22 protein-coding genes and 1 pseudogene are annotated in these 25,279 nt (G+C 41.4%); 19 read left to right on the forward strand and 4 right to left on the reverse strand.

The annotated features are described in order from the left end of the window. Window positions 1-517: 517 nt before the first annotated feature. From NBH01_RS10330 to NBH01_RS10360, 8 genes are all read left to right on the forward strand, one after another. Window positions 518-1,018, forward strand: coding sequence for a DMP19 family protein (locus tag NBH01_RS10330; RefSeq protein ID WP_032841243.1), 501 nt, complete (start codon window positions 518-520; stop codon window positions 1,016-1,018). Between the two features lie 82 nt (window positions 1,019-1,100). Beyond that, a complete protein-coding gene (locus NBH01_RS10335) occupies window positions 1,101-1,886 on the forward strand; it encodes a hypothetical protein (protein ID WP_048693181.1) in 786 nt (261 codons plus the stop codon). Window positions 1,887-1,912: 26 nt separating this feature from the next. Further along, window positions 1,913-2,458, forward strand: a complete 546-nt coding sequence (locus tag NBH01_RS10340; protein WP_008760494.1) for a Yip1 family protein — start codon at window positions 1,913-1,915, stop codon at window positions 2,456-2,458. Window positions 2,459-2,467: 9 nt separating this feature from the next. Next, window positions 2,468-2,920, forward strand: coding sequence for an SsrA-binding protein (gene smpB / locus NBH01_RS10345; protein ID WP_008760495.1), 453 nt, complete (start codon window positions 2,468-2,470; stop codon window positions 2,918-2,920). Window positions 2,921-3,009: 89 nt separating this feature from the next. Beyond that, entirely contained in the window at window positions 3,010-5,757 is a 2,748-nt protein-coding gene (gene metH, locus NBH01_RS10350; protein WP_008766707.1) for a methionine synthase, read from the forward strand. Window positions 5,758-5,769: 12 nt separating this feature from the next. Continuing rightward, a complete protein-coding gene (locus NBH01_RS10355; RefSeq protein ID WP_234132679.1) occupies window positions 5,770-6,369 on the forward strand; it encodes a nitroreductase family protein in 600 nt (199 codons plus the stop codon). 71 nt (window positions 6,370-6,440) lie between these two features. Beyond that, on the forward strand, window positions 6,441-6,566 hold the full coding sequence (locus NBH01_RS26665; RefSeq protein ID WP_008766705.1) for a symporter small accessory protein: 126 nt from the start codon (window positions 6,441-6,443) through the stop codon (window positions 6,564-6,566). Then, entirely contained in the window at window positions 6,563-8,113 is a 1,551-nt protein-coding gene (locus NBH01_RS10360) for a sodium:solute symporter family protein (protein ID WP_008760499.1), read from the forward strand. Before NBH01_RS26665 ends, NBH01_RS10360 begins: the two co-directional genes overlap by 4 nt. 87 nt (window positions 8,114-8,200) lie before the next feature. Here the strand turns inward: NBH01_RS10360 and NBH01_RS10365 are convergent, their stop codons facing one another. Continuing rightward, on the reverse strand, window positions 8,201-9,589 hold the full coding sequence (locus tag NBH01_RS10365) for an MltF family protein (RefSeq protein WP_011107154.1): 1,389 nt from the start codon (window positions 9,587-9,589) through the stop codon (window positions 8,201-8,203). Window positions 9,590-9,606: 17 nt separating this feature from the next. After that, complete coding sequence (gene udk, locus NBH01_RS10370; RefSeq protein ID WP_008760501.1) at window positions 9,607-10,224, reverse strand: uridine kinase; 618 nt, start codon at window positions 10,222-10,224, stop codon at window positions 9,607-9,609. A 101-nt stretch (window positions 10,225-10,325) separates the two neighbouring features. Between udk and NBH01_RS10375 the strand changes: the two genes are divergently transcribed. After that, window positions 10,326-10,625, forward strand: coding sequence for a Dabb family protein (locus NBH01_RS10375; RefSeq protein WP_008760502.1), 300 nt, complete (start codon window positions 10,326-10,328; stop codon window positions 10,623-10,625). A 15-nt stretch (window positions 10,626-10,640) separates the two neighbouring features. Further along, complete coding sequence (locus tag NBH01_RS10380; protein WP_048693189.1) at window positions 10,641-12,695, forward strand: protein-disulfide reductase DsbD family protein; 2,055 nt, start codon at window positions 10,641-10,643, stop codon at window positions 12,693-12,695. A 95-nt stretch (window positions 12,696-12,790) separates the two neighbouring features. Here NBH01_RS10380 and NBH01_RS10385 read toward each other — a convergent pair whose 3' ends face one another. Continuing rightward, on the reverse strand, window positions 12,791-13,495 hold the full coding sequence (locus NBH01_RS10385) for a pirin family protein (protein ID WP_234141520.1): 705 nt from the start codon (window positions 13,493-13,495) through the stop codon (window positions 12,791-12,793). Between the two features lie 146 nt (window positions 13,496-13,641). Here NBH01_RS10385 and NBH01_RS26785 point away from each other — a divergent pair. The 9 genes and pseudogenes from NBH01_RS26785 to NBH01_RS10425 form a co-directional block, all read left to right on the forward strand. Further along, window positions 13,642-13,802 (forward strand): annotated as a pseudogene (locus tag NBH01_RS26785) (MFS transporter); the annotation flags it as partial. Window positions 13,803-13,998: 196 nt separating this feature from the next. Further along, the gene (locus NBH01_RS10390) at window positions 13,999-14,652 is read left to right on the forward strand and encodes a DUF2490 domain-containing protein (protein ID WP_055217325.1); all 654 of its coding nucleotides are present in this window, start codon (window positions 13,999-14,001) and stop codon (window positions 14,650-14,652) included. Window positions 14,653-14,961: 309 nt separating this feature from the next. Beyond that, window positions 14,962-16,866, forward strand: coding sequence for a fimbrillin family protein (locus tag NBH01_RS10395; protein ID WP_225680802.1), 1,905 nt, complete (start codon window positions 14,962-14,964; stop codon window positions 16,864-16,866). Between the two features lie 75 nt (window positions 16,867-16,941). Further along, window positions 16,942-17,433 carry a PaaI family thioesterase gene (locus NBH01_RS10400; RefSeq protein ID WP_008766233.1) on the forward strand — a complete coding sequence of 164 codons (492 nt, stop codon included), beginning with the start codon at window positions 16,942-16,944 and terminating at the stop codon, window positions 17,431-17,433. A 253-nt stretch (window positions 17,434-17,686) separates the two neighbouring features. Beyond that, entirely contained in the window at window positions 17,687-18,538 is an 852-nt protein-coding gene (gene hisG, locus NBH01_RS10405) for an ATP phosphoribosyltransferase (protein ID WP_008760516.1), read from the forward strand. Between the two features lie 12 nt (window positions 18,539-18,550). Further along, a complete protein-coding gene (hisD, locus tag NBH01_RS10410) occupies window positions 18,551-19,834 on the forward strand; it encodes a histidinol dehydrogenase (protein WP_165360478.1) in 1,284 nt (427 codons plus the stop codon). Next, window positions 19,831-20,871, forward strand: a complete 1,041-nt coding sequence (gene hisC, locus NBH01_RS10415; protein ID WP_008760517.1) for a histidinol-phosphate transaminase — start codon at window positions 19,831-19,833, stop codon at window positions 20,869-20,871. The genes hisD and hisC overlap by 4 nt, the downstream gene beginning before the upstream one ends. A 3-nt stretch (window positions 20,872-20,874) precedes the next feature. Continuing rightward, on the forward strand, window positions 20,875-21,999 hold the full coding sequence (gene hisB / locus NBH01_RS10420; protein ID WP_074858665.1) for a bifunctional histidinol-phosphatase/imidazoleglycerol-phosphate dehydratase HisB: 1,125 nt from the start codon (window positions 20,875-20,877) through the stop codon (window positions 21,997-21,999). Between the two features lie 39 nt (window positions 22,000-22,038). Continuing rightward, window positions 22,039-22,599 carry a dual specificity protein phosphatase family protein gene (locus NBH01_RS10425; RefSeq protein WP_008766229.1) on the forward strand — a complete coding sequence of 187 codons (561 nt, stop codon included), beginning with the start codon at window positions 22,039-22,041 and terminating at the stop codon, window positions 22,597-22,599. 114 nt (window positions 22,600-22,713) lie between these two features. Here NBH01_RS10425 and NBH01_RS10430 read toward each other — a convergent pair whose 3' ends face one another. Beyond that, window positions 22,714-24,639 carry an NAD(+) synthase gene (locus NBH01_RS10430; RefSeq protein ID WP_225680800.1) on the reverse strand — a complete coding sequence of 642 codons (1,926 nt, stop codon included), beginning with the start codon at window positions 24,637-24,639 and terminating at the stop codon, window positions 22,714-22,716. Window positions 24,640-25,279: the final 640 nt, after the last annotated feature.

Raw genomic sequence — 25,279 nt, forward strand, 5'->3', positions numbered from 1 at the left:
AAGTAAACCGGAGGCAGGAATAATAAATAATAAAGTAAACAGCTGCCAGGGTTAGTAATATTTCTAGTCAACACATAGCAGCTATTAGAGATAAACAAGTCAACCATTATTAGGGAAGTACAACATCTTCATCGTTCCACCCGGGTGAACCGATCGTTGCACCCTTGTAAACAGGTATGCGCACCTAGGTGGACATGCTTGTTCACTTGGGTGGAACGATGAAGAACTCCCTTTGAAAATGCGACAATAATAGTTGTAAAGCAGGTTATTATAGGGTTGTTTGCATACTATTGAACGGTAAAAGAAATGTGCTTAAAGGGTTTTTGGGGAAAGGGAAAGTATATCGGTATGCAATTATCTGGCGGATATCGGAAAGCAGAATGAGATATCCTGTTTTCATGGGTTTGAATTAAATTAATTCCGCCAACAGGTATGTTTTAGTGAGAATGTAGCGGTATTACTAGATAGATATAGAATAAAATTAGTAGCTTTGCTGAATAATTTATTGAACAAAGCTATGATAGAAGTTATGGAGTCCGCTTTACAGAAAGCTGCGGGCGAAGGAATGGATGAATTTATCCAGGTTTTTACTGATAAATATAAGGAAATAATCGGTGGTGAATTGACTGCTGACACAATGCCGTTGTTGACAGGTGAACAGCATTCATTGCTGGCTTATCAGATTTTTCGTGATGAAATAATGTTCGGCGGATTCTGTCAGTTGATTCAGAACGGTTATGGCGGATATATCTTTGATAATCCTTTTGCAAAAGTGATGCGCCTGTGGGGGGCGGAAGAGTTCTCTAAATTGGTATATAAAGCCAAGAAGATATATGATGCCAACCGGAAGGATCTGGAAAAAGAACGGACGGATGATGAATTCATGGCGATGTATGAGCAATATGAGGCTTTTGATGATTTGGAAGAGGCATATTTAGATATGGAGGAACAAGTGACAACACTGGTTGCCAGCTATGTAGATAATCACCTGGAACTTTTTGCAAAAATAATAAAGTAAACGATGCAGTATTTTTTAAGTATCTGCATTTATTAATTGTGAATTAGAATTTATATCTTTGCAAACTCTAAAAAATATGTTTATGAAACAAATGAAATTTTTATTAGTAGCTTTAATGACGGTTTTAATGGGGATGTCTGTTACTTCTTGTATGAATGGGGATGATAATACGATATATACCGGACCTGCGTTCGCTAAATGTACAAACTATTTTCCTGCTACATTTGAATTGGCTAATGGGCAGAAATTAGTTGTGAATGAATTGTCAATGTCTAACTTGAATATAGGAGAAATCTATTTCTTTTACTATCAGTTTGACACAGCGCAACAGCCAGGGAATTCTCAGACTCTTGATGTAACACTTTATGCAGGAAGTACTCCGACTTCTATTAGTGCAAAATCTACTGAAGGACCAGAGAAAGCGGCAGATTATAACGAAGCTACTGCACCTTTATATACTTTTAATAGCGATACATCAACTCAGCCGGGAATACTTTTTGATCAATATCTTGTAATTCCTATTATGTATTGGGTAAAAGTAGAGAGTACAGACGAAAAGCAGAAAGAAGAACTTAATAAGCATTCTTTTATACTCACATATGATTTTGATGAATTGGCATCAGGGTCAACTGAACTTGTATTGAATCTTAATCATGTGATTAAAGATGGTTCAGAGGAGACTGTGACTCGTGATAAGTATACTTCTACTTATAAGGCATATAATCTGTCTAGTGTTATTTATGCATTCAAACAAGCTACTGGAGTAGAACCAACTAAAATAAAAGTAAATGCAAAGACCAACTCCTCAAAGAATTCTTTGGATGGTGCCGCAAATTCAACGTGGAGTGAAACACTTAAAACAAATTGAACTACAAAGAATTATTTAATATAGCAATGAAATTGATTTCCTCTCCGGCCAAGGCCTGGGAGGAAATTTCTATGGAAGAGGATAGGCGAAAAGTTTTTATGGCTTTTGTCTATCCTATGATTGGTTTATGCGGTTTGTCCGTCTTTATCGGCTCTTTGCTGACGAATGGATGGGGAGGACCGCAAAGTTTTCAAATAGCGATGACCAATTGTTGTGCCGTAGCTGTGGCATTGTTTGGTGGTTACTTTCTGGCGGCCTATGCAATTAACGAAATGGGAGTAAGAATGTTTGGGATGCCTGCCAATGCTCCGTTGACACAACAGTTTGCCGGATACGCACTTGTTGTTCCCTTCTTGCTTCAGATTGTGACCGGACTTTTACCTGATTTTAGAATTATTGCCTGGCTATTTCAGTTCTACATTGTCTATGTAGTATGGGAAGGAGCTCCCATATTGATGCAAGTGGAGGAAAAAGTACGATTGAAATACACCCTTTTCTCATCAGTTTTGTTAATACTATGTCCGACGGTGATTCAAATTGTATTTAGTAAGTTGATAGCCATACTTAATTAATGTGTAAAGATGAAACAACCTTCTGTAAATATCAAGAATAAACGTGCTACATTTGACTATGAGTTGATGGATACCTACACGGCAGGTATTGTATTGACAGGCACGGAAATTAAATCCATTCGTTTAGGAAAAGCAAGTCTGGTGGATACGTTTTGTTATTTTGCGAAAGGCGAATTATGGGTAAAGAATATGCATATCGCCGAGTACTTCTATGGTTCGTACAATAATCATACAGCTCGTAGAGACAGAAAGTTGTTGCTTAATAAGAAAGAATTGGAGAAAATTCAACGGGGAATGAAAGACCCCGGTTTTACTACCGTTCCTGTGCGTTTGTTTATCAACGAAAAAGGTTTGGCGAAACTGGTCGTTGCTTTGGCGAAAGGTAAAAAACAGTACGATAAACGGGAATCAATTAAAGAAAAAGATGACCGCAGAGACATGGCCCGAATGTTTAAGCGATAAGATGGCTTTATAGCGTAATAGTAAGATAAGATCGTGATAGGTCTAAGATAGGCAGAGTGACAATTAGGTGTTAATGTAATAAGGTAAGAATGAAAAAGACAATTTCTCAGATTGTATCCGAGCGTATTCTGATTCTGGATGGCGCAATGGGCACAATGATCCAACAATATAATCTTAAAGAAGAAGATTTTCGTGGTGAACGTTTTGCGCATATTCCCGGTCAGTTGAAGGGGAATAATGATTTGTTGTGTCTGACTCGCCCCGATGTCATTCAAGATATCCATCGTAAATACCTGGAAGCAGGTGCGGATATTATCGAGACCAATACATTCAGTTCTACAACTGTCTCAATGGCGGATTATCATGTAGAAGAATATGTGCGCGAAATCAATCTTGCCGCTACCAGACTGGCACGTGAACTGGCGGACGAATATACGGCAAAGAGTCCGGATAAACCGCGTTTTGTTGCAGGCTCCGTTGGACCTACTAATAAAACCTGTTCTATGAGCCCGGATGTGAACAATCCGGCGTTTCGTGCCTTGTCTTATGACGAACTGGCTGCCTCTTACCAGCAGCAAATGGAAGCCATGCTGGAAGGTGGGGTGGATGCCATTCTTATCGAAACCATATTTGATACGCTGAATGCGAAAGCTGCCATCTTTGCAGCCGGACAGGCTATGAAGGTGACAGGAATAGAAGTCCCTGTTATGTTGTCTGTGACGGTATCCGATATCGGCGGACGTACATTGTCCGGACAGACTTTGGAAGCTTTCCTTGCTTCTGTGCAGCATGCCAATATATTTTCAGTCGGATTGAATTGCTCCTTTGGTGCCCGTCAGTTGAAGCCTTTTCTTGAACAGTTGGCTTCGCGTGCACCTTATTATATCAGTGCTTATCCTAATGCGGGCCTTCCGAATAGTCTGGGGAAATATGATCAGACTCCCGCAGATATGGCTCATGAAGTGAAGGAGTATATTCAGGAAGGATTGGTTAATATTATCGGTGGTTGTTGTGGTACGACAGATGCCTACATTGCAGAATATCAGGCACTGATAGCAGGTGCCAAACCTCATGTTCCGGCACCCAAACCGGATTGTATGTGGCTTTCCGGACTCGAACTGCTGGAAGTGAAACCGGAAATCAACTTTGTGAATATAGGTGAGCGTTGCAACGTAGCAGGCTCACGCAAGTTTCTTCGTCTGGTTAATGAAAAGAAATATGATGAAGCCCTTTCCATAGCTCGTCAGCAAGTAGAAGACGGAGCTTTGGTTATTGACGTTAATATGGATGATGGTCTGCTGGATGCCCGGACTGAGATGACTACTTTTCTGAATCTCATCATGTCTGAACCGGAAATAGCCCGTGTACCTGTTATGATCGACTCTTCCAAATGGGAAGTGATCGAAGCCGGATTGAAATGCCTGCAAGGCAAATCAATCGTAAACTCGATCTCTCTGAAGGAAGGGGAGGAAGTATTTCTGGAGCATGCCCGGATCATCAAGCAATATGGAGCGGCAACTGTCGTGATGGCTTTTGATGAAAAAGGACAGGCGGATACTGCTGCCCGCAAGATAGAAGTGTGCGAACGTGCATATCGTCTGCTGGTTGATAAAGTTGGATTCAATCCTCATGATATTATTTTCGACCCGAATGTGCTTGCGGTGGCTACAGGAATCGAAGAGCATAACAATTACGCCGTAGACTTTATAGAAGCTACCGGATGGATCAGGAAGAATCTTCCCGGTGCACACGTCAGCGGCGGAGTGAGTAATCTTTCTTTCTCTTTCCGTGGCAATAATTATATTCGTGAAGCAATGCATGCAGTATTCCTTTATCATGCCATCCAGCAAGGGATGGATATGGGAATCGTCAATCCGGGAACTTCCGTACTCTACAGTGATATTCCTGCAGATACGCTGGAAAAGATAGAGGACGTTGTATTGAATCGTCGTCCCGATGCAGCCGAGCGTCTGATAGAACTGGCGGAAGCATTGAAAGAAACGATGGGCGGTACTTCCGGTCAGGCAGCTGTGAAGCAGGATGCATGGAGAGAAGAATCCGTACAAGAGCGTTTGAAATATGCTTTGATGAAGGGAATCGGTGATTATCTGGAACAGGATTTAGCGGAAGCTTTACCTTTATATGATAAAGCTGTAGATGTAATTGAAGGTCCGTTGATGGATGGAATGAATTATGTCGGCGAGCTTTTTGGCGCAGGAAAAATGTTCCTGCCTCAGGTCGTGAAGACTGCCCGTACTATGAAGAAAGCCGTAGCTATACTGCAACCGATCATTGAATCAGAAAAAGTGGAAGGATCATCTTCTGCCGGAAAAGTTCTGCTTGCCACCGTAAAAGGGGATGTGCACGACATCGGAAAAAATATAGTTGCCGTCGTAATGGCGTGCAACGGTTATGATATAGTTGACTTGGGAGTGATGGTTCCGGCAGAAACCATTGTTCAGCGTGCCATCGAAGAAAAAGTCGATATGATCGGTTTGAGTGGCTTGATCACACCTTCTCTGGAAGAAATGACTCATGTGGCTGCCGAACTGGAGAAAGCCGGACTGGATATTCCTCTGTTGATTGGCGGAGCCACTACTTCAAAGATGCATACGGCACTGAAAATCGCACCTGTATATCATGCACCGGTTGTACATCTGAAAGATGCTTCTCAGAATGCCAGTGTTGCTTCCCGGCTGTTGAATTCGCAGATGAAAGCCGAACTGATTAATGAGTTAGATGCAGAATATCAGGCACTTCGTGAGAAGAGCGGACTATTACGCCGTGAAACAGTATCGTTGGAAGAAGCCCAGAAAAATAAGTTAAACCTATTTTAAAGACTTGTCACAATGAAAAAGATTTTTTCTTTCTTGTGTATGTTCATGGCAATGACTGCTATGATCTCGTGTTCTTCCTCAAAAGAGGAAAAAGGAACAACCGGCACCGGAAATGTCGCTTTGGATAATATCTTTGAGCGTAAGAGCGTGCGTACTTACTTGAATAAAGGTGTAGAGAAAGAGAAAATTGATTTAATGCTTCGTGCAGGGATGTCTGCTCCATCGGGAAAGGATGTTCGTCCCTGGGAGTTTGTGGTTGTTTCCGACCGTGCGAAACTGGATTCGATGGCGGCGGCTCTTCCTTATGCCAAAATGTTGACACAAGTCCGTAATGCGATTATTGTCTGTGGTGATTCTGCCCGTTCTTTTTATTGGTATTTAGACTGTTCTGCTGCAGCACAGAATATTTTGCTGGCTGCTGAAAGTATGGGGCTGGGTGCTGTATGGACAGCTGCTTATCCGTATGAAGATCGTATGGAAGTCGTTCGCAAATATACCCACCTGCCCGAGAATATTCTTCCTCTTTGTGTCATTCCTTTCGGCTATCCTGCAACAAAAGAGCAGCCGAAACAGAAATATGACGAGAAAAAGATACATTATAATCAGTATTAGTAAACAAAAGTTTTGTCTTTTCAATAAATTCCTTACATTTGTGGCTTAATTGATTAAAATCTGATACGCAAATGTTTGGAATAGATGACCCTTTTATAGTCTTGCCATATATCCTCTCAGTGATATGTGTGATTTTTGCTGCCTGGTTTGGGCTGAAATATTGGAATAAGGACGACGATAAAGACGAAACGCGATGAATACATTTACTCTTGGCTTGATTGTGATAGCTTATCTGCTGTCATTGGCCTACCTCGGTTTTTTAGGATATAAGAAGACTACGAATACCAGTGATTATCTGGTTGGCGGACGTCAGATGAATCCGATAGTGATGGCGCTTTCTTATGGTGCTACGTTTATCTCTGCGTCTGCTATAGTTGGTTTTGGCGGAGTAGCGGCTGCTTTCGGTATGGGTATTCAGTGGCTGTGTTTCCTCAATATGTTTGTCGGGGTAGTTATCGCCTTCATATTCTTCGGTTTGCGTACCCGGCGCATGGGAGCAAAACTGAATGTCAGCACTTTTCCGCAGTTATTAGGCCGTCATTTTCGTTCCCGTAATATACAGGTGTTCATTGCAGCCGTCATATTTATAGGTATGCCGTTGTACGCTGCTGTGGTAATGAAAGGGGGCGCTGTATTTATTGAACAGATTTTTCAGATTGATTTTAATATATCTCTGCTGATATTTACGTTAGTCATTGCTGCGTATGTGATTGCGGGAGGAATGAAGGGGGTGATGTATACGGATGCTTTACAGGCAGTTATCATGTTTGGCTGTATGTTGTTCCTGTTGTTCTCTTTGTATCAGGTGCTTGGCATGGGTTTTACGGAAGCAAACAAGGAATTGACAAATATAGCCCCTCTGGTTCCGGAAAAGTTCAAGGCATTGGGGCATCAGGGATGGACCGCAATGCCTGTGACAGGTTCTCCGCAGTGGTATTCATTGGTTACCTCTCTTATTTTGGGAGTAGGAATCGGTTGCCTTGCACAGCCTCAGTTGGTGGTACGTTTTATGACGGTAGAAAGTAGCAAACAGTTGAATCGTGGCGTATTTATCGGTTGTTTTTTCCTGATTATAACGGTAGGAGCTATCTATCATGCCGGTGCATTAAGCAATCTTTTCTTCTTGAAGACAGAAGGAGCCGTTGCTACGGAAGTGATACAGGATATTGATAAAATCATTCCTTATTTCATCAATAAAGCTATGCCGGACTGGTTTGCCGCTTTGTTTATGCTCTGTATCCTTTCTGCAAGTATGTCTACGCTTAGTTCTCAGTTCCACACAATGGGAGCATCGGTTGGTTCTGACATTTATGGTACTTATAAACCCCGTTCTCGTGGCAAATTGACAAATGTGATTCGTTTGGGAGTACTTTTCTCTATTTTGGTCAGCTATATTATTTGCTATATGCTGCCTCACGATATTATCGCCCGCGGAACTTCTATTTTCATGGGTATCTGTGCTGCTGCATTTCTTCCTGCCTACTTTTGTGCATTGTACTGGAAGAAAGCGACGAAACAGGGAGTTATGGCAAGTCTCTGGGTAGGAACTTTAGGCAGTGCTTTTGCACTAATATTCCTTCATCAGAAAGAAGCTGCCGCAATGGGAATATGTAAATTCCTGTTTGGCAAGGATGTATTGATTGAGACATATCCGTTTCCGGTAATTGACCCTATTCTCTTTGCATTACCATTGTCTATACTGGCTATTGTGGTGGTTAGCCTTTTGACGGGCAGAAACAAGTAATAAATAGGTAATAAGTAATAGGTAATAAGCCGTGCGGATACACTATTGATAAGCTACGGTTATTACCTATTACCTGATACTTATTACTTATTTTATCTTTTTTTTGTACGATTCGAACCGGGACTGAATATCACGTACGAAGTTGAACGTTTCTATGCCACGGAAATATCCATTTTTACAAACAGGGTCGGTGAAGTATTCCTCATTACTTTTGAGCAGAATGAAGTTTTCGACATTATCTTTCCATACGAGGTTATTTTTTCCGTATTTTTTCGCTAGTGCCATGGCATCGTAAATATGTCCTAGACCGGCATTGTAAGAAGCCAGTATGAAATTGAGTCGTTCTTGTTTGTCAGGGATCATATTGAAACTTCGGTCTGTGGCGGCAATGTATTTAACGGCTGCTTTTATACTTTCTTCCGGGTTTTGTTCTTTACCTGCGGGTACGCCCATTGCGCGTGCAGTGGCAGGCATCAATTGCATCAATCCTTTGGCTCCTGCCCAAGATACGGCTGTTGTGTCAAAGTTTGATTCTGTATAGGCGAGGGATGCCAGCATTCGCCAGTCCCATCCGATCTCTTGGGCGTATTTCTTGAATAAATCGTCGTAATGTGATATTTTTCCTTCTTTAAGTGAAAGGATGGGGGAGTGTGGCATCATTTTACTATTCTCGAAGTAACGCTTCATACTTGCCGTATAGGCAGGAGAGGTCATATTTTCTTTATGCCAGTTTGTGGCGGCGGCTGCCAGTTCGGGACTGTCTTTTCGCACAGCCCATGAAGAACGCTGGTCAAAACTGATAGAAAGATCGATATTCAGATTGGGATAGTAAGTTTTATTCAGTTTGGCTAAATCATTATCGGCTACGGTATAGGGAATCTTACCTTGTGCTACCTGGGTGATTAAGTCTTCCGCGGTAACGCTATCTCCCGTTATCTTATGAATATGGATACCACCTCCCAGTTCGTTGTTCAGATTCACGAGGCGATCGTAATATTTGCCTGGTTTGACATATATATCTTTGCCGATAAGTTCCGTTACATCTTTCAATGGTTTATGCTTTCCATTTCCTTGCTGGACGATAACCTGATGGGTGATTATGTCTTCTCCGCAATACAAAAGGCTGTCTTTCCATTCTTTGGTAATCGGCAGGTTGTAGGCGATCATATCTCCTTCGCCTGACTGTAATTTCTGAATCAATTCACGGACATTTCTGGCTACCTCGATTCTGAGTTTCAGTCCCAGACTTTTAGCGAACTGTTCACTGAGTTCGTATTGGAATCCCATTTCCTGTCCGCGATAAATGAAATATGAAGTAGAGCTATAGAGTGTCAGCACAACCAGTTCTCCACTGTCTTTAATCTGTGGAAGATCGTGTGCTGTTTCATTCTTTTCGGTATGATGTTTGTTCCGGCATCCGAATACACAGCACAAAAGTATAAGAAACAAGGGGAGGATCAGTGTCTTGGCACTCATTCTGAACTCTTTATCTTTCATTCTTCATTTTTCAAATGTTTCTTGATATACATTGTTAATATATCGATAGCTACTGCATTGCTGCCGCCTTCTGGAACGATAAGGTCCGCATAGCGTTTGCAGGGTTCTATGAATTGCAGGTGCATCGGTTTCAGAACACGGGTATAGCGTTCCATGACAGCTTCCGCTGTCCGTCCTCTTTCGATGACATCCCTTTGGATGACACGTATCAGGCGTTCATCGGGATCGGCATCTACAAATATCTTTAGATCCATCATATTGCGTAGCTTCTTGTCGCACAAGGCAAGGATACCTTCAATAATGACGACTTCACGAGGCTCGATGTGGATGGTTTCCGGTTGGCGGGTACAAGTCAGATAAGAATAGGTCGGCTGCTCGATGCTTTTTCCTTCTTTCAGCATCATCACATGTTTGGAAAGCAAGCTCCATTCAAAAGCATCCGGATGGTCAAAGTTGATATTCTGACGTTCTTCAACCGGCACGTGACTACTGTCTTTGTAGTATGAATCTTGAGGTAATAGTACTACTTCTCCAACGGGGAGGCTTTCTATTATTTTTCGTACGACGGTGGTTTTTCCGGAGCCCGTTCCACCTGCTATTCCTATTATTAACATCTCTTTATAGTGTTATTTGAACCAAATAGAGTAATTTTGCATTAGTAATGTAATGCATTGACAAGACAAATATAGAAACAATTCATTAAAATAACAACGTAATGGTGAAACACATTGTATTATTTAAGTTAAAAGACGAAGTTCCCGAAGCGGAGAAACTCGTAGTGATGAATAAATTTAAGGAAGCTATCGAAGCGCTCCCCGCTAAGATTTCAGTGATCCGTAAGATTGAAGTCGGACTGAATATGAATCCGGGAGAGGCTTGGCATATAGCTCTCTATAGCGAATTTGACACGCTGGAGGATGTGAAGTTCTATGCAACACACCCTGATCATGTGGCAGCCGGAAAGATTATAGCTGAAGCAAAGGACAGTCGTGCATGCGTGGATTATGAATTATAACCCCCAATAATGAAAATGAGAAAATTAATTTCTTTTCTGCTTTTAAGCTTTGTAGCCTATACATTGCAGGCGCAGATTAAAGATCCGGTAAAGTTTAAAACAGAACTGAACTCTCTTTCTGATACAGAAGCGGAGATCGTGTTTACAGCTGCCATTGACAAAGGGTGGCATGTTTATTCTACCGATCTTGGAGACGGAGGACCTATTTCTGCCACATTTAATGTGGAGAAGAAGTCCGGTGTAGAACTGGTTGGTAAATTGAAGCCTGTCGGCAAGGAAATAGCTACTTTCGACAAACTGTTCGAAATGAAAGTGCGCTATTTCGAGAATACTGCCAAATTCGTGCAGAAAGTGAAGCTGACTGGTGGAGCTTATGCGATAGAAGGTTATCTGGAATATGGAGCCTGCGACGATGAGAGTTGTCTGCCTCCGACAGAAGTTCCTTTTAAGTTTTCGGGTGAAGCAAAGGCCGGAACTACGGCTACTCCTGTAGCCAAAGTTGATAAGCCGGAGACAAAAGAGGCGGAAGAGGTAACTGCTCCTGCTGCGTCCAAAGACTCTGCTGCGATGATGGAACTGGTTCCTGCTTCTGCTACGGATGCAAATGCCGATATTCAACCAGCAGTAGCTTCCGGTGACCTTTGGCGTCCGGTAATCAGTGAATTGCAGGCACTGGGCGAGGAACATACTCAGGGAGATATGTCCTGGATTTATATTTTCGTGACAGGTTTCCTGGGTGGATTGCTGGCTTTGTTCACTCCTTGTGTGTGGCCTATTATCCCGATGACAGTCAGTTTCTTTCTGAAACGTAGCAAAGATAAGAAGAAAGGTATTCGTGATGCGTGGACTTATGGTGCTTCCATTGTCGTTATTTATGTGGCATTAGGATTGGCTATTACACTGATATTTGGTGCCAGTGCGCTCAATGCTTTATCGACGAATGCTGTCTTTAATATCCTTTTCTTCCTGATGCTGGTAATCTTTGCCGCTTCATTTTTTGGAGCGTTTGAGATTAGATTACCGTCAAAGTGGGGCAATGCGGTAGATAGTAAAGCGGAATCGACTACCGGTCTGCTGAGTATCTTCCTGATGGCATTTACACTTTCACTGGTATCTTTCTCTTGTACAGGTCCGATTATCGGATTCCTGCTGGTACAGGTTTCTACTACAGGAAGCGTGGTGGCCCCGGCTATCGGTATGTTGGGGTTTGCCATTGCATTGGCATTGCCGTTCACACTCTTTGCTCTGTTCCCGTCATGGCTGAAGTCTATGCCGAAGTCGGGCGGATGGATGAATGTGATCAAAGTGACGTTAGGATTTCTGGAACTGGCATTTGCGCTTAAATTCCTGTCGGTTGCCGATCTGGCTTATGGCTGGAGATTACTCGACCGTGAAACCTTCCTCGCTCTGTGGATTGTCATCTTTGCATTGCTGGGTTTCTATTTGCTTGGTAAAATCAAGTTTCCGCATGACGATGATGACAATAAGGTGGGAGTGACTCGTTTCTTTATGGCACTTATTTCTCTGGCGTTTGCCGTATATATGGTTCCCGGTTTGTGGGGAGCTCCGTTAAAAGCCGTAAGTGCTTTTGCGCCTCCTATGCATACGCAAGACTTTAATCTGTATAAGAATGAAGTACATGCGAAATTCGATGACTACGATCTGGGTATGGAGTATGCACGTCTGAATGGCAAACCAGTGATGCTTGACTTTACAGGCTATGGATGCGTGAACTGTCGTAAGATGGAAGCCGCTGTATGGACGGACCCGAAAGTGAGTGATCTGATTAATAATGATTATGTGCTGATTACTCTGTATGTGGATAATAAAACTCCGTTGACCGAACCTGTGAAAATCGTAGAGAACGGTAAGGAACGTACTTTGCGTACAGTCGGTGATAAGTGGAGCTATCTGCAACGTGTGAAGTTTGGTGCTAATGCACAGCCTTTCTATGTATTGCTGGATAATCAGGGAAGTCCTTTGAATAAGTCTTATGCTTACGATGAAGACATTCCCAAATATATTGAATTCCTGCAAACTGGACTGGAGAATTATCGGAAGGAAAAATAATCCGAAGATATAACTATCAATGAGAAGCGGTCTCACTCTGTAGAGTGGGACCGCTTCATTTAAATAGAATAGAATAAAACTAGAAATAATGTTTTTTACATGGGTACTTCCATTACCAGAAGTTTGGTCCCTTTAGTAGCACGGATAGAGAAGCTTTTGGTATCCCATATTCCGATGCCGTCACGTTTGGCCAGATGTTCATCGCCCACGCTGATCTCTCCTTCTATCACAAACAGATAAGCTCCGTTACCTTCCTGATGCATACAATATTCGATGGTTCTTTCCGTATCGAAGTCTCCCATAGAGAACCAGGCATCCTGTTTGATGGAGGCCGGTGTCTTGCCGTTCGGTGAAATGAACAGAGATAACTCGTTCGGTTTCAGCAGCGGACGTATATCGAAATTGTTATATTCGGGTTTCGTATTCTCGATTCGGGGGAATACCCATATTTGCAGGAATTCCAATTGTTCTTCCTTGCTGTCGTTATACTCACTATGATAGATACCACTGCCCGTACTCATCACTTGGATATCACCGGGAGTAATCGTTTTCGTATTTTGTACACTGTCGCCATGTCTCAGATACCCTTTCAACGGAATGGAAATTACTTCCATATTTTTATGTGGATGAGTATCAAATCCCATCGACGGGTCTACACTGTCATCATTCAGCACTCGCAAGGCTCCGAAATGGATTCTTTCCGGATTGTAATAGTTAGCAAAACTGAATGTGTGGTGGGTTTTGAGCCAGCCATGATTAAAATAGCCTCTTGATGAAGCTCTGTCGATTACTTTTTTCATAATCTTCCTTTCTTTTTTATAGAACTTTGTTGTGTGCTTTGTTCGCACTTTTATAATAGGATAACAATTAAAGGAGCACAAAGTTCTTGGTCGGAAACTTAATAAGAAAGAAGGTTATTTTTAACTCAGAAAGATGCGTATGCTAAGATGTCATGAGCGGAGTTCTGATTGAAGGACATAAAACGATCCGGAATGGGGTAGAGGTTTACGACTTTACTTATATCAATTGGTTTTGGATTGGGGCGGCTCTATTGTTGGTATTTTTCGCTTTATGGGGTGGAATGCGAAGCAAAAAGTAAAGGTTTGATTATCACGTGAATATAAAATAGGAACCTTTTCTTTTAAAGTAGCGGGTTCTTGGTTTAAAACCAACGACCTGTTCCTTTAAAACCAACGGGGCGTTTCTTTTAAAGGAATGAGCCCTGATATTTCAGAATTATTTCAGTATCATAATTTTTCTTTGCCGGAGTTTTATTATCTTTGTACTTTTAACCCGGTAATCGATGAGTAGAATATTTGCAATTACTAAAATACTGCTGTTTGCGCTATTGGCTGGAATGACTTCCACTGCATTTGCACAAAGTGATGATTTCACTACATGGACTAAATTCAAAGTGAACTATAAGATCGATCCCCGATTTTCACTTTTAAGCAATCTGGAGTTTCGGACAAAGGATGACGTAAGTAGAATGGACCGTTTGGGATTGGCCATTGGAGGTGAGTATCGGGCTTATTCATTTTTGAAACTGGAAGCCGGATATGAAACTCATTTCCGGAATTTGGGAGATTCGGAATGGAAATTCAGACACCGTTATAACTTTGGAGCAACTGCCAGTTTTCAGTATCAATGGTTGAAAATTGCTTTGAGAGAAAGGTTTCAGCAAACTTTTGACCGTGGTGATTCAAAAGCTCGTCTGCGTTCCCGCTTAAAATTAGCTTATGCGCCTGAAAAAGGAATCGTTTCTCCTTACTTCTCAATTGAAATTTATCAAAGTCTGGATGATGCTCCTTTTTGGAGGGCAGATCGTATGCGTTATCGTCCTGGAGTAGAGATTGCTTTGGCTAAACGATGGGCGTTAGATGTTTTTTATTGTTATCAGTATGAGTCTCCAAAAGGTAAACATATTGCCGGAGTAGAAATAGGCTATTCTTTTTGAAAATGTTAGATTACTAATATAATAATGTGTAAGCCTATTTGGCTTTGAAATATCCCTGATTCATAAAGTGCTATTAATTTGATACTTATGAATAAATATAAATATTATTTAAGAAAATGAAGTGCTGGTTGGTTTATGATATATACTTTTGCTTTCAGCATTTCACAATGAAATGTTGGAGTTGATGATTCTCCAGTCGCAACAGAAATGTTGTGAGGAATCTCATAACTGAAAGCGAATACTTCCTTTTATGTCCTTCTTTCTGCTCAATCAAAGATTTCTTATTATTTATATTTAAATGAAGAGGATATGAATATTCTGTTTAGAATGGAGAAAGGAATCGCTGTATGCCTTTTTTCTTCTTTTTTTGTATCAGCATGTGTAAATCATATTTCGGAAGAGAAGGCTATAGTCAGCGATGGAGGTATTTCATTGAGATTTACTGCTGATATTCATGAAGCGACATATACACGTGTTGCCGGCAATGGCTTTGAAGAGAATGATGAAGTAGGGGTGTTTGCCCTTGTGGGTTCTTCCACCATGAAGGAAGAACGTTATGCGGATAATTTGCGTTTCTTTCGTACTTCCGAAAAAATATTTGAGTCCAGTGAACCGATTTATTATCCTGATGATGAGGTAACATTACGTTTGATCAGTTATTATCCTTACCAGGAAGAGGGAGTGGATATGGGAGAAAGTACGATGCCGGTGGCGGTAGAAGCTGATCAAAATCTTTCTGCCGATTATTTTTGCTCTGATTTTCTGGTTGCCTCTCAGAATCTGCAATCAGCTCCTAAAGGAGCCATCGCCCTGCACTATGATCACAAATTTTTCAAGTTAAAAATAGCTCTGGTAGGAAAGGAAGGTGAAGAATTGCAGGGGATACTGGATACTGACCCCAAACTTTCTGTTTGTGGTTTTTATAGTAAGGCGATTTATGATTTTCAAAAAGAGACTTATTCCGCTTTTTCTGATGAGAAAAGCATTACTCCTGCCGGAAAATGGGAGATACAGGGAAATCGGTTGAGCGGAAAAGAAGTGATCCTTATTCCGCAAGAAACCACTTTGGGCTATCAATACATCGTATTGGAAGTTGGAGGCAAGATATATACCAGCCCATTGCCTTCTTCATTGCAGTTACAGAGTGGTAAACAGAGTGAGCTGGCGATTTCCTTCATCCCGACCGAAGATGTTTTGATAAGTAAAGTCGAAGGAGAAATCAATAGTTGGGAAGATGGAAATACAGGGCAGTCCGGGTCCGAAGTTTTCCACAATTATGTGGATGTGTCAAAATTGGTATTTGACGATTCGAAGGTGTATAAAGTGTTGAGTGCTGGGCAGCAGGTAGCAGAAATATGTAAAGAATATCTAGTGACGCCTGATTTTTCTTCACAGGCAATTGTCGTTTATCCGATGAAAGATAACCATGCGGTTGACTTATCCAAGGGAACGGTAGTACAATTGGTCGGACATGCAGATAAAGTGCACGGCGGAACTGTAGCGTGGGATTTGAAAGAACATTCATTGAAATATACTCCTGGAAATCAGGCTGCCCGAAGTAAGGTGTATATTTTGCCTGACGGACAAATTGCATTGTCTATGCCTGAAGAAATGTTGCCCGTATTGGCCATGAAAGATATAATGCGTGATGTGCGTGGGAGTAGTATTCACAATTACCCGATAGTGAAAATTGGTACGCAGTATTGGATGGGAAGTAATCTGAAAACATCATTATATATAGATGGAGAAGAAATTCCGAAACTGGAGATTATGAATGCCGGAGCGACAGGTTATCTATTGTCTCAAACAGATAAGAGTTATTATTTTTATAGTTTTGGAACAATTGTCAGTAATAAGCTGCTTCCTGTGGGGTGGAATATGCCTGATTGGAATGATTGGAATATGCTGAAAACTTATTTGAGCAATGATGCCTCTTTGTTGAAAACCGGGACATGGAAAGCAATAAGTACCGGTGCCGGTGCAATAGTAGGAACTGCTACCAATCTCACGGGTTTTGATGGATATCCGGTAGGAATGTATGCCGGCAAGTTTCAGTCTGCCTATGAAGGAAAATATCTTTCTTATTGGACTTTGAATGAAGCAGGGACAGATGCGGATGAGAAAATATTCTTGTTGAGAAGTGATAAAAACGAAATAGCAGAGGGAAACACCGGGTTAGACAAAGCTTACGCCATTCGTTGCATCCGAAAGTAAATCGTGGAAAATTGTTCTTCTTTTTTATATTTTGCTTATATTTGGGAAGTGAAACTTAAATAGAAGTCATAGATTATGAAGAAAATAATAAATCCCTGGAAAGGTCTGGAAGGGTACAATTGCTTTGGTTGCGCCCCTAATAATGAAGCCGGAATAAAGATGGAGTTTTATGAAGATGGCGACGAAGTGGTAAGTATCTGGAAACCCCGTCCTGAATATCAGGGATGGATCAATACCTTGCACGGTGGTATTCAGGCTGTTCTCATGGATGAAATTTGCGCTTGGGTGATACTTCGTAAATTACAGACAACGGGAGTAACTTCAAAAATGGAGACTCGTTACCGCAAGCCGGTCAGTACTACTGATTCCCATATTGTGTTGCGTGCTTCTATTAAGGAAGTCAAGCGAAATATTGTAATTATTGAAGCTAAGTTATATAATAAGGATGGCGAAGTATGTACCGAAGCGGTTTGTACGTACTTTACGTTCTCGCACGAAAAGTCGAAAGATGAAATGCACTTTGATAAGTGTGATGTAGAGCCAGAAGAGATATTGCCTTTAATTTGAAATAAAAACTGAACTTTTTGTGATAAATGTTTGGAAGTATCAAACAAATGCTTTACTTTTGTCGCATTAAATAAAAGAAATATGAAATATACAGTTGCACATCATCATCATCATTTTCCTAACGAATAACTCGGTGGGCGTGATTGATAGTGTGTATAACTCTATAAAGATAACGAAGGCTTACCGAATACGGTAAGCCTTTTTTTATTTCTGAATTGTTCGAATTGTAAATCATAAAATAATAAATAAAATCATGTTAAGAATCGCAGTACAAGCCAAAGGACGTCTCTTCGAAGAGACAATGGCACTTTTAGGAGAGTCGGATATTAAAATCAGTACAACGAAGCGTACTTTGTTGGTGCAGTCTTCCAATTTTCCTATCGAAGTTTTATTTCTTCGTGACGATGATATCCCGCAAACAGTAGCTACCGGTGTAGCTGATTTGGGAATTGTCGGTGAGAATGAATTTATGGAAAAAGAGGAAGATGCTGAAATCATCAAACGATTGGGATTCAGCAAATGTCGTTTGTCTTTGGCAATGCCGAAAGACATTGAATATCCGGGATTGTCATGGTTCAATGGGAAGAAAATAGCTACTTCTTATCCAGTCATTTTGAGAAACTTCCTAAAGAAGAACGGAGTAAATGCAGAGATACATGTCATTACCGGTTCGGTAGAAGTATCTCCGGGCATTGGACTGGCAGATGCTATCTTTGATATCGTAAGTTCAGGATCTACTTTGGTAAGCAACCGCTTGAAGGAAGTGGAGGTAGTGATGAAATCCGAAGCGCTGTTGATTGGCAACAAAAACATGAGCGATGAGAAGAAAGAAGTACTGGAAGAACTTTTGTTCCGAATGAATGCAGTAAAGACTGCCGAAGACAAGAAATACGTGCTGATGAATGCTCCGAAGGATAAACTGGAAGAAATAATTGCCGTGTTACCTGGTATGAAGAGCCCTACTATTATGCCATTGGCACAAGAAGGCTGGTGCTCTGTTCATACTGTACTAGATGAAAAGCGTTTTTGGGAAATCATTGGCAAATTGAAGGGACTGGGTGCTGAAGGTATTTTGGTGTTGCCGATTGAAAAAATGATAGTCTAATAAGTTTGAATGATGAAACTAATCAAATATCCCTCCAAAGAACAATGGGCAGAACTTCTGAAGCGTCCGGCTTTGAATACGGAGAGCTTGTTCGATACAGTTCGTACTATTATAAATAAGGTAAGAGCGGAAGGTGATAAAGCTGTTTTGGAATATGAGGCGGCTTTTGATAAGGTGACTTTGTCTGCTCTCACTGTGACTTCCGAAGAAATACAGAAAGCCGAAGGACTGATCAGCGACGAGTTGAAATCTGCCATTACGCTGGCTAAACGGAATATTGAAACTTTCCACTCTTCCCAACGCTTCGTTGGCAAGAAGGTAGAAACAATGGAAGGAGTAACTTGCTGGCAAAAGGCGGTAGGTATCGAAAAGGTGGGGCTTTATATTCCCGGTGGAACGGCTCCGCTTTTCTCTACGGTATTGATGTTGGCTGTTCCCGCAAAAATTGCGGGATGCAGGGAAATTGTGCTTTGTACCCCTCCCGATAAAAACGGAAATATTCATCCGGCTATTCTCTTTGCCGCTCAACTGGCAGGTGTCAGTAAGATATTCAAAGCGGGAGGAGTGCAAGCTATCGCTGCTATGGCATATGGAACCGAGAGTGTTCCTAAAGTCTACAAAATCTTTGGCCCTGGAAATCAATATGTGACGGCTGCCAAGCAGTTGGTAAGTCTTCGGGATGTAGCCATCGACATGCCGGCAGGTCCTTCCGAAGTGGAAGTGCTGGCTGATGCATCTGCTAATCCGGTGTTTGTTGCGGCAGATTTACTGTCGCAGGCAGAACACGGAGTGGACAGTCAGGCGATGTTGATAACAACCTCTGAAAAGCTTCAGGCAGAAGTAATGGAAGAAGTAGACCGCCAACTGGCAAAGCTTCCTCGACGGGAAATTGCTGCGAAATCTCTGGAAAACAGTAAACTGATTTTGGTGAAGGACATGGATGAAGCGTTAGAGTTGACGAATGCATACGCACCCGAACATCTGATTGTAGAGACTGAAAATTATCTGGAAGTTGCTGAACGTGTAATAAATGCCGGTTCCGTCTTCCTTGGCTCATTGACGCCGGAAAGTGCAGGGGATTATGCTTCCGGAACCAACCATACGCTGCCGACTAATGGTTATGCGAAAGCATACAGCGGCGTGAGCCTGGACAGCTTTATCCGGAAAATCACGTTTCAGGAAATTCTTCCTCAAGGCATGAAAGTTATCGGGCCGGCTATTGAAGAAATGGCAGCCAACGAACTTCTGGATGCTCATAAGAATTCAGTTACAGTACGATTAAATACATTGAAATGAAAACATTACAAGAACTTACCCGGCCGAATATATGGAAACTAAAGCCTTATTCTTCGGCTCGTGATGAATATAAAGGCGCTGTGGCTTCCGTTTTTCTGGATGCGAATGAGAATCCTTATAACCTGCCTCACAACCGCTATCCGGACCCCATGCAGTGGGAACTGAAAACACTGTTGTCTAAAATTAAAAAGGTTTCTCCCCAGCATATCTTTTTAGGAAACGGCAGTGATGAGGCGATTGATCTGGTGTTTCGTGCATTCTGCGAACCGGAAAAAGATAACGTAGTTGCTATTGATCCGACTTACGGTATGTATCAGGTTTGTGCCGATGTGAATAATGTGGAGTACCGGAAAGTTTTGTTGGACGAAAACTTCCAGTTCTCAGCAGAAAAGCTTCTTGCAGCTGCAGATGAGCGTACGAAACTCATTTTCCTGTGTTCACCTAATAACCCGACGGGAAACGACCTGCTGCGTTCTGAAATAGAAAAAATACTCCGCGAATTTGAAGGATTGGTCATATTGGATGAAGCGTATAATGATTTCTCCGAAGCACCTTCTTTCCTCGAAGAGCTGGATAAATATCCGAATCTGGTTGTTTTTCAGACTTTCTCCAAAGCTTGGGGATGTGCTGCTATCCGTTTGGGTATGGCTTTTGCATCCGAAGCAATTATCGGAATCCTGAGTAAAATCAAGTATCCTTATAATGTGAATCAGCTGACACAGCAGCAGGCTATTGCTATGCTGCATAAATATTATGAAATAGAACGCTGGATAAAAACATTGAAGGAAGAACGCGACTATCTGGAAGAAGAATTTGCGAAATTATCTTGTACAGTCCGAATGTACCCGTCCGATTCCAACTTCTTCTTGGCGAAAGTAACGGATGCGGTGAAGATTTACAATTATTTGGTAGGTGAAGGGATCATAGTGCGCAACCGTCATTCCATTTCGCTTTGTTGCAACTGTCTGCGTGTGACGGTGGGTACCAGAGTGGAGAATAATACGTTACTTGCTGCCCTCAAAAAATATCAAGGATAGTATATGAAGAAGAAAATATTGTTTATAGATAGGGACGGGACATTGGTCATTGAACCTCCCATTGATTATCAGCTTGATTCACTGGAAAAGCTGGAATTTTATCCGAGAGTCTTCCGTAATTTGGGCTTTATCCGTAGCAAGCTTGATTTTGAATTTGTGATGGTTACCAATCAGGACGGGCTGGGTACATCTTCGTTTCCGGAAGACACTTTCTGGCCTGCTCACAACTTGATGCTGAAAACATTGGCCGGAGAAGGCATTACCTTTGATGATATTCTGATCGACCGTAGTTTTCCGGAAGATAATGCGCCGACTCGCAAACCGCGTACAGGAATGTTGACGAAGTATATTGATAATCCGGAATATGATCTTGCGGAAAGCTTTGTAATCGGTGATCGTCCTACTGATGTGGAGCTGGCAAAGAATCTTGGTTGCCGTGCTATTTATCTGCAAGAAGCAACGGATGATTTGAAAGAGAAAGGTCTGGAAGATGTTTGCGCACTTGCAACAACAGACTGGGATCAGGTGGCAGAGTTTCTTTTTGCCGGTGAGCGGAAAGCAGAAGTTCGCCGTACAACGAAGGAGACTGATATTTATGTGTCTCTCAATCTCGATGGAAATGGAAGCTGTGATATTTCTACCGGTCTTGGCTTCTTCGATCATATGCTTGAACAAATAGGTAAGCATTCCGGAATGGATCTGACCATTCGGGTAAAAGGCGACCTGGAAGTGGATGAACATCACACCATTGAGGATACTGCCATCGCTTTGGGAGAATGTATTTATCAGGCTTTGGGCAGTAAGCGTGGAATCGAACGTTATGGTTATGCTTTGCCTATGGATGATTGCCTTTGTCAGGTTTGCCTTGATTTCGGAGGTCGTCCTTGGTTAGTATGGGATGCAGAGTTCAATCGTGAGAAAATAGGAGAGATGCCGACGGAGATGTTCCTGCATTTCTTTAAATCATTGAGTGATGCTGCAAAAATGAATCTGAACATCAAGGCTGAAGGACAGAATGAGCATCACAAGATAGAAGGTATCTTTAAAGCGCTTGCACGTGCTCTGAAAATGGCATTGAAAAGAGATATCTATCATTTTGAGCTTCCTTCGAGCAAAGGAGTACTATAATTTGCCTCATCATATTATATAATCTCATAGGATTGCTATATGATAATCAATAACAAACGAATTTGGCTTGGTTTATTTATCGGGATAGTGATGTCTTTTTCGGTTTATGGTCAAAACATAAACGCTGAAAAGATAACTGTTCCCGATAGTAAACTGACTAATTTGTATCAGATAGACTCAGGTGTATATCGTTCGGAGCAACCATCGGATGCTGACTTTAAGGCTTTGGAGAAATACGGTATTCGTGAAGTGCTGAATCTTCGCAACAGGCATAGTGACGATGATGAGGCGGCAGGAACAAAGATAAAGCTTTATCGGCTAAAAATGAAAGCGCATTCAGTCAGTGAAGATCAATTGATCAATGCATTACGCATTATCAAGAACCGCAAAGGGCCGATCGTCTTTCATTGTCATCACGGTTCTGATAGGACAGGTGCAGTATGTGCTATGTATCGTATTGTATTTCAAGGAGTGTCAAAGCAAAAAGCTATTCAGGAAATGACCGAAGGAGGTTTCGGTTTTCATCGTATTTATAAAAATATCATTCGCACTATTGAGAAGGCTGATATAGAACGTATTAAAAGAGAAGTATTACAATAGTGCAATTGACCGTATGTTCTGTATGATTGATACACAGTTATGTGACATTTCTGTTTTACCCCGTATAATACTTAAGATAAATACAAAAATGTCACAAAAGAAAGATCAAAGAGATTATAAATCTTCTATTTCTTTAAGCCAGATAGTTGAACTTGCATCACTTGGCATTCGCCAGTCACCTCTGGGACTGATGGAAATACTACCTACCTTCGGACCATCGGGCAGACAGGAGCGCTTGAACTGCTGATTAAAGAAACGTCGGAAGAAAGTAGATAGCCATTTCTTTATTGTTTCTTTGTCATATACATCCTTGAAAGCTATATTAGCCAGATAGTAAATCTTGGAAGGACGGAAACCAAAACGCAGGAAGTAATAGAGGAAAAAGTCATGCAGTTCATAAGGCCCTACCAAGTCTTCGGTCTTCTGTTTGATTTCCCCGTTTTCGTCAGCTGGAATTAATTCGGGACTGATAGGAGTATCTACAATATCCAGTAAAGTCGCTTTAGCGTCCTCATCCATATCATTTTCCGCTACCCATTGCACTAGATACTTCACAAGTGTTTTGGGAATACTTCCATTGACACCGTACATAGACATGTGATCTCCATTGTACGTAGCCCATCCGAGTGCAAGTTCTGACAAGTCACCCGTACCCACTACCATTCCCCAAGTTTGGTTAGCGATATCCATTAATATCTGTGTGCGTTCGCGTGCCTGAGAGTTCTCATAGGTGACATCATGTACATTGATATCATGATCGATATCTTTGAAATGCTGGATACAGGCATCTTGAATACTGATTTCCCGGATAGAAATGCCTAATGATTTCATTAAATCAATGGCATTGTTATAAGTACGGTCAGTCGTTCCAAAGCCTGGCATTGTAACTCCCAGAATATCTTTACGGGGTAAACCGAGTTTGTCGAAGGTCTTCACGCAGACTAATAATGCCAGTGTTGAATCCAATCCACCGGAAATACCGACTACAGCTGTTTTAGCTTTGGTATGAGCCAGTCGTTGTGCCAAGCCGGCTATCTGGATAGAGAATACTTCCTCACAATGCTCATTCAGTTCTGCTCCTTGGGGGACAAAAGGATGTGAATTGAAGCTTCGGGTCAAAGTAAGCTCTTTACTATTAACAAACTCCGTTGCGATGGAGATTGCTTTTTTATCTCCTGGATTTCCCTGGCTGGCAGCAAAAGTGGTATTGATTCTACGTTCTGCCCGTATGCGTTCCACATCGATTTCGCTAATGATCAGTTGTTCCTCCATGCAGAAACGTTTGCTACGTGCCAGTAATGAGCCGTTTTCGTAAATCAATCCGTTTCCCGCAAATACTACATCCGTAGTAGACTCCCCGAAACCACAGGAAGAAAATACGTATCCTGCAATGCAACGTGCTGATTGTTGGCTGATAAGAGAACAAAGATAATGATGCTTTCCGATTCCTTCATTATCGGCAGACATATTGAAAATAATTTCCGCTCCTTGTAAAGCCAATGAGGAACTGGGAGGTATGGTAGCCCAAAGGTCTTCGCAAATTTCGATCCCAAAAGTCGTATCGGCAGTTTCAAACAGCAGGTTGGCACCTATGGGAACGATTTGTCCGCATAGGCGTACGGTATCTTCTGTCAGTTGAAGGGCAGAAGTAAACCAGCGCTGTTCGTAGAACTCCTTATAGTTGGGGAGGTAAGTTTTGGCAGCAACACCCAGTACTTTTCCTTTTTGAATCACTACGGCGGCATTGATCACGGTTGAATTAACTACTACCGGCATGCCGACAATAGAGATGATGTCCAGTTGGCGGGTATTATTGAGTATCTGCATTAGCCCCATCTCTGCTTCTTCCAGCAAGATCTGCTGTCCGAATAAGTCGCCGCAAGTATATCCGGTAATACTCATTTCCGGGAATACTATGATTTGCACACCCTTACCTTCGGCTATTGCGATTTGGCTTTCTATTCTCTCTACATTGAATTTACAGTCGGCCACTTTAACGTGTGGCACGGCTGTAGCTACTTTTACGAATCCGTAGTTCATCTTGTACCTTTTTATATATAGTGGGTACAAAAATAGGAAATAGTTTTGGATTTTTGCCTTTTTGACTCCGAATCCTCAAAATGAGGTGTTTTATGTCGTTTTAATGACTATTGCATAAACAACTAATAAGAATGTCAAATAGAAAGTAATATAGCCCTGTTTTTGACTGATTCTATGGGATATATCTGTTTGTTTATTAATATTTTGTTAATTGTGCAATAAAAAGACATTTTAGGAAATTTGGTATAAAAAATGCGACTTTTTGTTTCTTCTATTTAACAATTATAATTATATTTGTAGCCAAATTAAATAATTTTATAGGCAATTTACACCTAAACAAACGATAAGCACTTATTAATATCTATAATTTTAGAGAGATGGACATACACTTTATTAGTATTGCAGCGACACAAGACATTTATTTAGACACATGGCGTAATATTAAAAATCAGCCGAGCTAATTTTCCTATTCTATATATTGTATAGACTATTTAATAGTCTGTCCTGGAACGATGATAAAAGTACACTTTTTAAAGTCGCTCCAAGGGAAGAAGTATATTGCTGTTTCATGCGTGAAGCGTAATATGCTAAGTTTTCGTTTTGTAGATAAATCAATAAAAATAAATCAATTCATTAATTT

The sequence above is a fragment of the Bacteroides sp. B1-V-101 genome (genome assembly GCF_023656585.1).
Classification (GTDB): Bacteria; Bacteroidota; Bacteroidia; order Bacteroidales; family Bacteroidaceae; genus Bacteroides; species Bacteroides thetaiotaomicron.